15 protein-coding genes are annotated in these 12,903 nt (G+C 63.1%); 11 read left to right on the plus strand and 4 right to left on the minus strand.

Annotated elements, in window-relative coordinates:
* Positions 1-217 precede the first annotated feature (217 nt).
* The 10 genes from EN955_RS11905 to rnhA all read left to right on the plus strand — a co-directional run bounded on the left by EN955_RS11905 (position 218) and on the right by rnhA (position 7,171).
* Positions 218-1,162: a heme o synthase gene (locus EN955_RS11905; protein ID WP_024503612.1), complete on the plus strand. Its 945-nt coding sequence runs from the start codon at positions 218-220 to the stop codon at positions 1,160-1,162.
* Positions 1,163-1,164: 2 nt separating this feature from the next.
* The gene (locus EN955_RS11910) at positions 1,165-1,323 is read left to right on the plus strand and encodes a hypothetical protein (protein WP_013532777.1); all 159 of its coding nucleotides are present in this window, start codon (positions 1,165-1,167) and stop codon (positions 1,321-1,323) included.
* Entirely contained in the window at positions 1,323-1,955 is a 633-nt protein-coding gene (locus tag EN955_RS11915; RefSeq protein ID WP_024503614.1) for a cytochrome c oxidase assembly protein, read from the plus strand. Before EN955_RS11910 ends, EN955_RS11915 begins: the two co-directional genes overlap by 1 nt.
* Before the next feature lies 1 nt (position 1,956).
* On the plus strand, positions 1,957-2,838 hold the full coding sequence (locus tag EN955_RS11920; RefSeq protein WP_024503615.1) for a cytochrome c oxidase subunit 3: 882 nt from the start codon (positions 1,957-1,959) through the stop codon (positions 2,836-2,838).
* Between the two features lie 91 nt (positions 2,839-2,929).
* Positions 2,930-3,421, plus strand: a complete 492-nt coding sequence (locus EN955_RS11925) for a L,D-transpeptidase family protein (protein ID WP_024503616.1) — start codon at positions 2,930-2,932, stop codon at positions 3,419-3,421.
* Between the two features lie 21 nt (positions 3,422-3,442).
* Entirely contained in the window at positions 3,443-3,829 is a 387-nt protein-coding gene (locus EN955_RS11930) for a DUF983 domain-containing protein (protein ID WP_024503617.1), read from the plus strand.
* Positions 3,826-4,581 (plus strand): SURF1 family protein, encoded by a 756-nt coding sequence (locus EN955_RS11935; RefSeq protein WP_024503618.1) that lies wholly within the window; start codon positions 3,826-3,828, stop codon positions 4,579-4,581. Before EN955_RS11930 ends, EN955_RS11935 begins: the two co-directional genes overlap by 4 nt.
* Before the next feature lie 88 nt (positions 4,582-4,669).
* Complete coding sequence (gene ispH / locus EN955_RS11940) at positions 4,670-5,680, plus strand: 4-hydroxy-3-methylbut-2-enyl diphosphate reductase (RefSeq protein WP_013532771.1); 1,011 nt, start codon at positions 4,670-4,672, stop codon at positions 5,678-5,680.
* A 5-nt stretch (positions 5,681-5,685) separates the two neighbouring features.
* Positions 5,686-6,648 (plus strand): homoserine kinase, encoded by a 963-nt coding sequence (locus tag EN955_RS11945; protein ID WP_024503619.1) that lies wholly within the window; start codon positions 5,686-5,688, stop codon positions 6,646-6,648.
* 4 nt (positions 6,649-6,652) lie between these two features.
* On the plus strand, positions 6,653-7,171 hold the full coding sequence (gene rnhA, locus EN955_RS11950) for a ribonuclease HI (protein WP_024503620.1): 519 nt from the start codon (positions 6,653-6,655) through the stop codon (positions 7,169-7,171).
* A gap of 133 nt (positions 7,172-7,304) precedes the next feature.
* Here rnhA and EN955_RS11960 read toward each other — a convergent pair whose 3' ends face one another.
* The 3 genes from EN955_RS11960 to EN955_RS11970 all read right to left on the minus strand — a co-directional run bounded on the left by EN955_RS11960 (position 7,305) and on the right by EN955_RS11970 (position 9,228).
* Positions 7,305-7,781, minus strand: coding sequence for a DUF2938 domain-containing protein (locus EN955_RS11960; protein WP_024503621.1), 477 nt, complete (start codon positions 7,779-7,781; stop codon positions 7,305-7,307).
* 72 nt (positions 7,782-7,853) lie between these two features.
* Positions 7,854-8,336, minus strand: coding sequence for a peroxiredoxin (locus tag EN955_RS11965; RefSeq protein ID WP_013532767.1), 483 nt, complete (start codon positions 8,334-8,336; stop codon positions 7,854-7,856).
* Between the two features lie 85 nt (positions 8,337-8,421).
* Positions 8,422-9,228, minus strand: coding sequence for a protein-disulfide reductase DsbD domain-containing protein (locus EN955_RS11970; protein ID WP_013532766.1), 807 nt, complete (start codon positions 9,226-9,228; stop codon positions 8,422-8,424).
* Between the two features lie 170 nt (positions 9,229-9,398).
* Here EN955_RS11970 and EN955_RS11975 point away from each other — a divergent pair, with 170 nt between their 5' ends.
* Positions 9,399-10,007 (plus strand): YqgE/AlgH family protein, encoded by a 609-nt coding sequence (locus EN955_RS11975; protein ID WP_013532765.1) that lies wholly within the window; start codon positions 9,399-9,401, stop codon positions 10,005-10,007.
* A gap of 5 nt (positions 10,008-10,012) precedes the next feature.
* Here the strand turns inward: EN955_RS11975 and EN955_RS11980 are convergent, their stop codons facing one another.
* Entirely contained in the window at positions 10,013-12,901 is a 2,889-nt protein-coding gene (locus tag EN955_RS11980) for an EAL domain-containing protein (protein ID WP_013532764.1), read from the minus strand.
* Positions 12,902-12,903: the final 2 nt, after the last annotated feature.

The following is a 12,903-nucleotide window of genomic DNA, read 5'->3' on the forward strand; positions in this document are numbered from 1 at the left end:
CCTCTATGGCGTGTTCGAGGCCTTCCAGAAGAAGCGGATCGCCGGCGCCAACCCATGGGGCGAGGGCGCAACGACGCTCGAATGGCAGCTGCCTTCGCCGCCGCCCTTCCACCAGTGGGAACAGCTGCCGAAGATCAAGTAAGGCGGCTGCCCGCTCGAATACGAAACCGCCGGTCCGCCGGCGGTTTTGGCCAACGGATGATGGACTTAAGTACGCATGGCCCTTGTCGACGACCCATTGATTGACGAAGCGGGCTTTCGCATGTCGGAAGCGACGGCGGGCGATTTCTTCGCGCTGCTGAAGCCGCGCGTCATGTCGCTGGTGGTGTTCACCGCCTTTGTCGGCCTGGTCGCCGCCCCCGTGACCATCAACCCTCTGCTGGCGGTGATCGCCATCCTGGCTATTGCGATAGGTGCTGGCGCCTCCGGCGCGCTCAACATGTGGTACGATGCCGATATCGATGCCGTGATGACCAGGACCGCCAGCCGCCCGGTCCCGGCCGGTCGCATCCAGCCGCACGAAGCGCTGACCTTCGGGCTGGTGCTGTCGGTGCTGTCGGTGATGACGCTCGGCGTGCTGGTCAACTGGCTGGCGGCGACGCTGCTGGCCTTTACCATCTTTTTCTACGCCGTCGTCTACACGATGTGGCTGAAGCGCTGGACGCCGCAGAACATCGTCATCGGCGGGGCCGCCGGTGCCATTCCGCCCGTGATCGGCTGGGCCGCGGTGACCGGGACGGTCAGCCTCGAAAGCGTTGTCTTGTTCCTGATCATCTTCCTTTGGACGCCGCCGCATTTCTGGGCGCTGGCGCTTTTCAAATCCGAGGACTATGCCAAGGCCGGCATTCCGATGATGCCCAACGTCGCCGGCCACGCTTCGACGCGCCGCCAGATCTTCGCCTATGCGCTGGTGCTTGCCCCGGTCGGCGTGCTGCCGTGGATGCTCGGCTACACCACGCCCTTCTATGGCGTGGCCGCCCTGTTGCTCGGGGTCGGTTTTGCCTGGTACGCGTGGAAAGTGCTTGGCATGGCCGACGATGACCGCGTCATGAAACCGGCCAAGGCCCTGTTCGCCTATTCGCTGCTTTATCTCTTCGCCATCTTCGCTGCCTATCTGGCCGACAGCGTTGTCGAACGCGCGCTTGCCATGGGTGGAGCATGACCATGATCGAGGAAAAGCTCGAGACCGTCACGTTGACCGAGCGTCAGAAGAAGGCGCAGCGCAGCCGTTCCATCGCCATCGGCGTGGCGCTGGCGCTGCTGGTGGTCATTTTCTACATCGCGACGATCGTGAAGTTCGGCCACAATCTGGGCACGATGTGATGAGCGTCGAGAAGTCCAGGAAAGCGGCGGGCAAGAACAGCAACGTCATCGTCGCGGCTGTCTGCCTCGCCTTCTTCACCGGCATGATCGGCATGGCCTATGCCGCGGTGCCGCTCTACAAGATGTTTTGCCAGGCGACCGGCTATGGCGGCACGACGCAACGTGCCGAGAAGCAGTATGCCGGCCGCGTGCTCGACCGCGAGATCACCGTCCGCTTCGATGCCAACATCGCTGGCGTGCCATGGGAGTTCCAGCCGGTCCAGCGCTCGATGACGATGAAGATCGGCGAGACCGTGCAGGCGCACTATCAGGCGACCAACAAGTTCGATCGTTCCGTGACCGGCCGCGCCACCTTCAACGTGCAGCCTGAACTGGCGGGCCCCTATTTCAACAAGGTCGAGTGCTTCTGCTTCACCGACACGACGCTGAAGCCCGGCGAGACGCTGGACATGCCGGTCCTGTTCTACGTGGACCCCGACATCGTCAATGTGCCGGAGCTCAAGGACGTGAAGACGATCACGCTGTCCTACACGATGTTCCCGGTCGAGAAGACCAAGCCGGTCGCCTCGTCGGCGCCGACCGATGGCAACAGCAAGACAATTTCGAATACCGAAGCAAATCTCGGGGGTTGATATGGCAGACGCGCACGCAAAACCACAGCATGACTATCATCTCGTCGACCCGAGCCCATGGCCTTTCCTAGGCTCGGTAGGGGCGCTCGTCATGGCCTTTGGCGGTGTCGCCCTGATGGAATATCTGAAGGGCGGGTCGTTCCCGATCTTCGGCTTCAACATCGCCAATCCGTGGCTGTTCTTCATCGGCCTCGTGATCGTCCTCTACACCATGTTCGCCTGGTGGTCGGACACGATCAAGGAAGCGCATGAGGGTCATCATACGCGGGTCGTGTCGCTGCACCTGCGCTATGGCATGATCATGTTCATCGCCTCGGAGGTGATGTTCTTCGTTGCCTGGTTCTGGGCCTATTTCGATGCCAGCCTTTTTGCCGGTGAGGCACAGAACTACGCGCGCGCCACATTTACTGGTGGCGTCTGGCCGCCGAAGGGCATGGAGGTTCTCGATCCCTTCCATTTGCCGCTCTACAACACCGTCATCCTGCTGCTGTCGGGCACCACGGTGACCTGGGCGCACCATTCGCTTCTTCACGGCGACCGCAAGGGGCTGATCAACGGCCTGGTGCTGACCGTCGGCCTCGGCATGCTGTTCACCATGGTGCAGGCCTACGAGTACATGCACGCTCCGTTCGCTTTCAAGGATTCCATCTATGGCGCCACCTTCTTCATGGCGACCGGCTTCCACGGGTTCCACGTCATCATCGGCACCATCTTCCTGTTGGTCTGCCTGATCCGGGCGATGAAGGGTGATTTCACCCCCAAGCAGCATTTCGGCTTCGAGGCGGCCGCCTGGTACTGGCACTTCGTCGACGTGGTCTGGCTGTTCCTGTTCGCCTCGATCTACGTCTGGGGATCGGTCGGCGCGGTGATCGAGGGCCACTGATCCAGGCCTGAGGGATTTTCATTTCTGGAGGCGGCCGCGGCAACGTGGCCGCCTTCTTCTTTTTGGCGCAATGATCGCTGATCGATAGCCGATGCGACTGACAATCTTCCGGGCTATTTGCGCATTGATGATCGCGGCACTCCCAGCCTTTGCCGGCGAGAAGGTGGACCTGGTGCGTGTTCACAAGGCCGAACGCCGGCTGGAACTGATCGGCGACGGCAAGGTCCTGCGAAACTACGGCATCGCGCTCGGCGGCGATCCCGTCGGGCACAAGCACCAGGAGGGCGATCAGCGCACGCCCGAGGGGAACTATGTCCTCGACTGGCGCAACCCGAACAGCATCGCGCACAAATCGATCCATATTTCGTACCCCAATGCCGATGATGAGGCCGCCGCCAAGGCGCGCAATGTCGGCGCGGGCGGCATGATCATGATCCACGGCCAGCCGAATGGTTATGGCTGGTGGGGCTGGCTGCTTCAATTGGTCGACTGGACCGACGGCTGCATTGCGGTTACGGACTCCGACATGGACGAAATCTGGGCGCTGGTGGCCGATGGCACACCGATCGAAATCGAGCGGTAAGCAATGAGCGACGACGCTCCCATGAGTGAAGACAGAGCGATCTGGCCGCCGATCGATCCGATCTCGGCCGGCCTGCATGGCCGCTGCCCGCGCTGCGGCGAGGGGCGGTTGTTCTCCGGCTTCCTCACTGTCGGCAAGCGCTGCGTCAATTGCGGCCTCGATTATTCCTACGCCGATGCCGGCGACGGGCCGGCGGTGTTCGTCATCCTGATCATAGGCTTCCTTATCGTCGGCCTGGCGCTCTGGGTTGAAGTCACGCTTAGCCCGCCGCTCTGGCTGCATCTGCTGGTCTGGATTCCGCTGGCTGTCGTGCTGTGCCTGGCGGCGCTGCGGCTGATCAAAGGCGTGCTGCTGACGCTGCAATACCGCAACAAGGCGGCCGAAGGCCGGTTGGATCGCGGCGAATGAGCGAGGCAACCGTTAAAGCCGATGGCCGATCGCGGCCTAGGACGGCACTGCTGCTCGGCCTTGGCCTTGTGCTGATCCTGATCCTGCTGGCGCTCGGCACCTGGCAGGTCCAGCGCCTTTATTGGAAGGAAGGCCTTCTGCAGACCATCGACCAGCGCACTCATTCAGCGCCGCGGCCGCTGGCCGAGGTCGAGAAAGAATTCGCAGCCACCGGGGACGTCGATTATACGCCCGTCGCCGTCACCGGGACGTTCCTGCATCAAGGCGAACGGCATTTTTACGCGACCTGGGAAGGCGATGCCGGCTTCAATGTCTACACGCCGCTGGCGCTCGACGACGGCCGCTTCGTCCTGATCAATCGCGGCTTCGTGCCTTACGATCTGAAGGATGCCGCCAAGCGCGCCAAGGGACAGGTGACTGGCAGAGTGACGGTCACGGGGCTCGCCCGCAACCCCCTGCCAGCAAAGCCGTCGATGATGCTGCCCGACAACGATGTGGCGAAGAACATCTTCTACTGGAAGGACCGCGACGTCATGGCGGCGAGCGCGGGCCTGCCGGCTGGGTTCACGCTGGTGCCGATCTTCATCGACGCAGACAAGACTCCAAATCCAGGCGGATTGCCGGTTGGCGGCGTCACCATCATCGACCTGCCGAACAGCCATCTGCAATATGCCGTCACCTGGTACGGGCTTGCCGCAGCGCTCGCCGCCGTGCTCATCCTGCGGCTTCGTCGCCCCGCGAAAAAGGAATGAACGCGAGCGACGCCCCCTTTCTACCGATGCCCTTGACAGGGCAGGGGTGCGCACCTCATTTCGGCTTTGATCAACCGGCCCGGATTTAATGCTTCAGACAACCACCAAACCACCTCTGACGATCCGGCTCTGCCAGCCGCGCGGTTTTTGCGCCGGTGTCGACCGTGCCATCCAGATCGTCGTGCTGGCGCTGAAGAAATATGGCGCGCCGGTCTACGTCCGCCATGAAATCGTGCACAACCGCTACGTCGTCGAGGGGCTGCAAAGCCTTGGCGCCGTCTTCATCGAGGAACTCTCCGAGATCCCGGCCGAACATCGGCAGTCGCCCGTCGTGTTCTCGGCGCATGGCGTGCCGAAATCGGTGCCGGCGGATGCGAAGGCGCGCAATCTCTTCTATCTCGATGCCACTTGCCCGCTGGTGTCGAAGGTCCACAAGCAGGCGATGCGCCATCAGCGGCTCGGCCGTCATGTGCTGTTGATTGGTCACGCCGGACATCCCGAGGTGATCGGCACCATGGGCCAGCTCCCGGACGGAGCGGTGACCCTGATCGAAACCGAAGCCGATGCCGCAAAGCTCTCGCCCGTCGATCCGCAGGCGCTAGGCTTCGTCACCCAGACCACATTGTCGGTCGAGGACACCGCCGGCATCATCCGCGCCTTGCAGGATCGCTTTCCGGCGCTGCAGGCGCCAGCGGCGGAATCGATCTGCTATGCCACCACCAACCGCCAGGAAGCCGTCAAGGACACCGCGCCGGGCGCCGATCTCTACCTGATCGTCGGCGCGCCGAATTCATCCAATTCGCGACGACTTGTCGAAGTGGCGGAGCGTGCAGGCGCCACCATGTCGCTTCTCGTGCAGCGCGCCGCCGAGATTCCGTGGAATGACATCGGCAACATTTCGACGCTCGGCCTGTCGGCCGGCGCGTCGGCGCCCGAAATCATCGTCGACGAGATCATCGACGCGTTCCGGCAGCGCTTCGATGTCACGATCGATCTGGCCATCACGGCCACGGAAACGGAGGATTTTCCGGTCATGCGGGTACTGCGCGATGTCGAACTGACGCGGGCCGACATGGCCTTCGTCAATGGAGCCGCGTAAGGCACATGGCGGTCTACACTGACGTCGCGGAAGGCGAACTCGGCGCATTCCTGAAGCACTATCCGGTCGGCGATCTCCTGTCCTACAAGGGCATCGCCGAAGGCACCGAGAACTCGAACTTCCTGCTGCACACCTCGAGCGGCTCCTACATCCTGACGCTCTATGAGAAACGCGTCGAGAAGGCGGATCTGCCGTTTTTCCTCGGGCTGATGGGCCATCTCGCCTACAAGGGCGTGTCCTGCCCGCTGCCGGTGACCGCCCATGACGGCAGCGTCATCGGCACGCTCGCCGGCCGGCCGGCGGTCATCATCACCTTCCTGGAAGGGCTTTCGTTGCGGCGGCCCACAGCCACGCATTGTGCCGAGGTCGGCAAGGCGTTGGCGCAATTGCATCTGGCCGGCGCCGATTTTTCGATGACGCGTCCGAATGCCCTGGCCATCGACGGCTGGCGCAAGCTCTGGGACGCAGCGCGCGACCGGGCCGACGAGGTCGAGCCGGGCCTGGCGGCCGAGGTTGATGCCGACTTTGCCGATTTTGAGCGCAACTGGCCCAAAGACCTGCCGCAAGGCATCATTCATGCCGATCTTTTCCCGGACAACGTTTTCTTCCTCGGCGAAAAGCTCTCCGGCCTGATCGACTTCTATTTCGCCTGCGACGACCTCTATGCCTACGATGTCGCCACCTGCCTCAACGCCTGGTGCTTCGAGAAGGATTTTTCCTTCAACCTGACCAAGGGCAAGGCGCTGCTCGCCGGCTACCAGAGCGTCCGGCCCCTGAGCGACCAGGAAAAGGCTGCGCTGCCGATGCTGGCGCGCGGTTCGGCGTTGCGCTTCATGCTGACCCGGCTATACGACTGGCTGACCGTCCCCGATGGCGGGCTGGTGATGAAACGCGATCCGACCGAATACATCAGAAGGATGCGGTTCCACCGGGCGATCAAATCTCCTTCGGAATATGGATTGGCCTGATATCATGAGCAAACAGGTTGAGATCTTCACCGACGGCGCTTGTTCGGGCAATCCCGGCCCTGGCGGCTGGGGCGCGATCCTGCGCTTCAACGGCAGCACCAAGGAGCTTTCCGGCGGTGAGGCCGAGACGACCAACAACCGGATGGAACTGTTGGCTGCTATCTCGGCGCTGAACGCGCTGAAGGAACCGTGCACGGTCGAGCTTCACACCGACAGCAAATACGTCATGGACGGCATTTCCAAGTGGATCCACGGCTGGAAGAAGAACGGCTGGAAGACCGCCGACAAGAAGCCTGTCAAGAACGGTGAACTCTGGCAGGCGCTCGACGAGGCCAACAAGCGCCACAAGGTCACCTGGAACTGGGTCAAGGGCCATGACGGCCATGTCGAGAACGAGCGCGCCGACGAACTCGCGCGCGAAGGCATGGCGCCGTTCAAGAAAGGCCCGTTCAAGCCTGCAGCAGCGCCAAAGCCTGCTGCGCCGGCAATCGCGAAGGTGCGGCGCTCGACCCAGAGCTATTGAATTTCAGGAGCGGCGCGGCTCGGGTACGAAGAAGCGGATCAGCCAGCGGGCGGCGGCAACTACTACGATATCGGCGCGCATTCCGTTGTCTACGGCTGGCAGCCGATCGACAGGCCGACACAGCCGTAAGCGCTTATCGTATCAGCAGCGCCGTGCCCCAAAGCCCAAGTGCGAACACCGTGTGCGACACCAGGTTCAACGCCCGGATCCGCATCGGGTTGGGCCGCTTCGAGGCGGCCCAGCCGGCGCCCATGCCGGGTGCCAGCAGGAACCAGCCGGCGCCGACGGTGACAATGCCGAGGATGAAGGCCGGCAGAAATGTCGGCGCGGCAAGCCAGCCCGCTCCGGCCAGCACCACCAGGATGATGCCGTAGGCGATGCCGACAAAATAGTGAAAGGCCCAACCCAGCGCCTTTTCATGCGCGTATGGTGCTGCATCGCCGATATCGTCGTGAAAGACCTTGTCACGGAGATGCCAGACCCAGCGGCCGACCGGCCCCCAGTTCGGCCGTGGCTGGCCGAACGCCTTGTGCAGGAAGATGGCCCAGAGATCCATCAGCACGGTGGCGCCGACGCCGATCGCGATAGCGCGCCAGAAGATGTCAAACATCGCTAGGATCCCCCCAAAGCAACCCATGAACCACAAGCGCCATCGCCGTTACGGCCGAAGGCGCACTGAAGTTCAGAGCTGTCCCAGAATATGGGCCGCGCCGGACTCGTCGACACCGGGCTTGGTCTCGACATTGAGCGCGGTGACCTTGCCGTCGTCGACGATCATCGAAAATCGCTTCGAACGCAGCCCCATGCCGCTGGCGGAAAGGTCATTGTCGAGGCCCACTGCCTTGGCGAAATCGCCACTGCCGTCGGCCAGGAACAGGATCTTGCTCTCGCCGCCGGTGAAGCGCGCCCAGGCGCCCATGACATGGACGTCATTGACCGAAACGACGGCGATGGTGTCGACGCCGCGCGCCAGGATGGCGTCATGGTTCTCGAGATAGCCGGGCAAGTGGTTGTTGCTGCAGGTCGGCGTGAAGGCGCCGGGAACTCCAAACAGAACGACCTTTTTGCCCGGGAAGATCTCGGCCCCGGTGATCGGCTTGGCGCCGTCGTCGGTCATCGTCTTGAAGGTCACGTCAGGCAGCTTGTCGCCAACGGAAATGGTCATGGATTCCTCGCTTGGGAAAATGGGGAAGGACGTGTCTTTGCGTAGCGAACCCAACGGCTTCCTGCAACCGTTGCGATGGGCTGGATCAAGGGAAAGGCAGAACCCCTTCGACAGCGCCCGCCGCACTCGTCAGCGTATAGTGAAGCCCGCCATCGGTCGGCGTCGTCGAGGGGCGGTCGAGGATCGGCACGGTGAAAATCAGCTTGCCGTCCTTTTCGCTGCGGGCCGGGGTGCCGAACATGTAGTCCCGCTCGCCGGCAACGAAGAAGTCCGCCGCCGCCGGATCGCCGGGAAAGCTCGCCTCGACAATCAGCGTCTCATGGTCGCCCGGCAGCACATTGATGCCGAAATCGGACCTCGCGGGCGCAGGCAGTGCCGTAAAACTCGCCTTCACCAGCGCCGCGTCCTCGGCATTGTCCGGATCGGAGGCGGGGTCGACGGTCAGCCGCGTCTGCACCGGAATGCAGATCGTTTCGCAGATGCCGAGAAAGATGTCGGCATCGATCACCGCCGGCTGGTTCGGCGTCGCCAGCGTGAATGTCACCGGCAGAGAGACCGGATAGTTGTAGCCCGCCCATTTGCCATAGCCGTCGTCATGGCGCTGCGGCGCCGGAAACGACAGAGCGGCGTCGGCGATGTTGGTGCTGGCCGAAATGTCGAGTTGCGGCGGCACGCCCGCGTCTCCCGGATCGCGCCAATATGTCTTCCAGCCGGGCTTGAGCGCTATGTCGAGAACGCCCTGTATGCGGCCGGCATCGTCGGCTTTGCCTGATGTAACCAGCCGGACCTTGCCGCCTTCGCTGTTGTACCACGCCGACGAAGAGGCGGCGGCGGGAAGAGCGGTGGCCGATCCGATGGCGGCGCCGAGCAGCAGGATTTTCAAGGTTCGCATGGCGGTGATTTGATCGTCCGTTCGTGGCCGCGCAATGATTTCATGGCCTTGCCGGTATCATATTTGCGTGACTTCGAGGGAGAAGAATGTTCGAGCCGCCGCCACAGGCTTTGGTCGAATCCAGCACGGCGCATCTTTTCGACGCTTTGGAAACGCGTTACGCTCCCTTCATGGACTTGTTGCGCCACAAGAAGACGGTCGCCAGTCGCGGCTTTCTCGACGATCAGTTCCTGATTGCCATGCCCGGCATGAAGGACGACCGTTTCACGCGCTCGGTCATCTATGTCTGCGCCCATTCCGATGAAGGCGCCATGGGCCTGATCATCAACCAGACGCAGCAGATGCTGTTTCCGGACTTGCTCGTGCAACTGGGCATCATGAACGAGCAGGAGGCAATCCGCTTGCCGGCTCAGGCCCGCGATTTCGTCGTGCGCAATGGCGGCCCCGTGGATCGCAGCCGGGGCTTCGTCCTGCATTCGGGCGACTATCGGGTGGAATCGTCGCTGACCGTTTCCGACGACATCTGCCTGACGGCGACCGTCGACATATTGCGCGCCATATCGTCCGGCCGCGGACCCCGTCATGCGCTGATGGCGCTCGGCTATTCCGGCTGGGGCGCCGGCCAGCTGGAGACCGAGATCGCAGAAAATGGCTGGCTGACCTGTCCGGCCAGTGCCGAGCTTCTGTTCGACACCGATATCGAGCGCAAATACGACCGGATCCTCGCCTCGATCGGTATCGACCTCGCCCATCTCAGCTTGGCGGCCGGACACGCCTGATCCGTTTACGCTTGCGTCAGCGGATACTGCTCTTTCAGCGTCTTCAGCACCTGGTCGCCCGGCATCGGCGCGCCGAACATGAAGCTCTGGACATATTCGCAGCCCATCTGGCGCAGTTCCAGCGCGTCGCTCTCGTCCGAAATGCCCTCGGCGACGACGGACAGGCCGAGTTCATGCGCCATGTTGACCATCGATTTCAGCAGCACCGCGCGCTTGGGCGTGTTGTCGTCGACGAAGCTCTTGTCGATCTTGATGGTGTCGAAGGGGAAACGCGTCAGATAGGCCAATGAGGAATAGCCGGTGCCGAAATCGTCCAGCGACAGGCCGATGCCGAGCTGCTTCAGCTTGGTCAGCACATGGGCGGTCTGCTCGGGATTGTCCATGACAAGCGATTCGGTGAGTTCGAGCCGGAAGCAGCGCGGCTTCAGATTGGCCCGAGCGATGACCGAGCGGACGTCGCTGACCAGGTCGCGGCGGATCAACTGGCGGCTGGACAAATTCACCGAGACCGACAGCGGCGCGTCGCCGATCTGCTTTTGCCAGCTGGCGAGGTCTTCCGCCGCTTGCTGCATGGCAAACAGGCCGAGCTGCACGATCAGTCCGCAGCTTTCGGCGACCGGGATGAAATCCGCCGGCGGGATCATGCCGCGGCGCGGGTGGTCCCAGCGCAGCAGCGCCTCGAAGCCGGCGACGCTGCCGTCCTCGAGCCGCACGATCGGCTGGTAGGCAAGGGTGAATTCGCGTCGCTCGATGGCGCGGCGCAGGTCGGATTCGAACTGCAGCCTGTCGGTGCCGACAGTGCGGAAAGCCGGACGGAACGGCTCGATCCTGTCGCCGCCGAAGCGCTTGGCCTGATGCATGGCAAGCTCGGCATCCTTGACCATGTCCTCGGCCGACATCTGTGGCGAATTCCAGGTGATCAATCCGATCGAGGCGGTCAGCACGATCTCGCGCTTGGCAAAGGTGATCGGATTGTTGATGGCATGCTTGATGGCATCCGCCACGGCGGCGATGCGGGCCGGGTCCTGTTCGGACAACAGCATCAGCGCGAACTGGTCGCCGGCAAAGCGCGACAGCGAGTCCTTCGGCTTGAGCAGCCGGTGCAGGCGACGGGCGATGGTCAAGAGGATGGTGTCGCCGGCCGAGATGCCGAGTCCGTCATTGACCTGCTTGAAACGGTCGATGTCGATGACGAAGACGGTCGGGCGCACCTTCTCTTCGGTGCGCGCGATCGAGATGATCGCTTCCAGCCGGTTCATCAAAAGTTCGCGGTTCGGCAGGCCGGTCAGGTTGTCGTGCACGGCATCGTGCAGCAGCCTTTCCTCGGACTTTTTCTGCTCCGTCACGTCGACCATGGTGCCGACGCAGCGGATGACTTCGCCGTCGGATCCGATGACCGGGCGCGCACGCAGCGAGAACCAGTGATAGTGGCCGTCAGCGCCGCGCAGTCGGAAGTTCTGCGACACCCGGCCGCGCCGGTGCTCGAGCACGACGTCGAGCGTCGTGCGGAACGTGTCGCGGTCGTCGGCATGCAGCACCGGCAGCCAGTTACGCGCCGCACCGCCGAGGCTGTTCGGCGCCAGCCCGAGTTGGATGCTGACATCGGGCTTGGTGACGACGCGGTCGCGCAGCACGTCCCAGTCCCACACCGTGTCGCCCGATCCGGCGACAGCAAGCGCCTGCCGCTCCAGATCGGAGAACAGGCCCTGATGCAGCGCGCCGCCGGCAAAGGCATGCTGCATGACAGTGAAGCCGATCAGCAGGATGATCAGGATCAGCCCGCCGCCCAGGGCCGGCTGGGCGATGTCGTTGTCGAGCATGCCGGTGATCGCCATCCACGACCCGCATAACCACAACAGCACCATGACCCAACTGGGCACCAGCATGATCGCACGATCATAACCACGAATCCCGAGGAAGATGATCAGGCCAAGCCCCGTCAGTGCGGTGGCGGCGAAGGACAGCCTGGCGATGCCGGCGGCGACCGCGGGATCGACGATCGCGACGCCGGCGATCAGCACCAGCCCGAGTATCCAGACCAGCGCGCCATAACTGAAATGGCCGTGCCATCGGTTGAGGTTGAGATAGGCGAACAGGAACACCACGAAGGTTCCCGCCAGCGCCACCTCCGTTCCCGCCCGCCACATCTGCTCATTGCCGGGCGAGATCTCGATGACCTTGTTGAGGAAGCCGAAATCGACGCAGATATAGGCCAGTACCGCCCAGGCAAGCGCGGCGGTCGCGGGGAACATCGAGGTCCCCTTGACCACGAAAAGGATGGTCAGGAACAGCGCCAGCAGGCCCGCAATGCCGATGACGATGCCGCGAAACAGCGTGTAGGAATTGACCGAGTCCTTGTAGGATTCGGGATCCCAGAGGTAGACCTGCGGCAGCTTCGGCGAGGCCAGTTCGGCGATGAAGGTGATCACCGTGCCGGGGTTCAGCGTCACCCGGAAAACGTCGGCGTCGGGACTGGTCTGGCGGTCGAGCGCGAAGCCTTCGCTGGGCGTGATGGCAGCGATGCGGGTCGAGCCCAGATCCGGCCAGAAGATGCCGGAATTCACCAGGCGGAAATGCGGTGCGACGATCAGCCGGTCGAGCTGCTGGTCGGTGGTGTTGGCGAGCGCGAAGACAGCCCAGTCGCCGGTCGAACGGGCATCATTGGCCTCGACCTCGATGCGCCGCACGATGCCGTCCGGACCCGGCGCGGTCGACACCTGGAAATTCTCGCCCTGGTTGCGGTAGATCTCGACGGCGCCGGAAAGGTCGAGCGCGACGTCGTCGCGGGCGATCTTGATCGGCTCGACGGCGAAGGCCGACGATGCCGCCCACAGCGTCAGGAGTGTCGCGAGGACAATGGCGAACAGCGGCCCGTTGCGCAGGAATTTCGTCAAAA

Source organism: Mesorhizobium sp. M7A.F.Ca.CA.001.04.2.1 (assembly GCF_003998485.1).
GTDB lineage: Bacteria > Pseudomonadota > Alphaproteobacteria > Rhizobiales > Rhizobiaceae > Mesorhizobium > Mesorhizobium ciceri.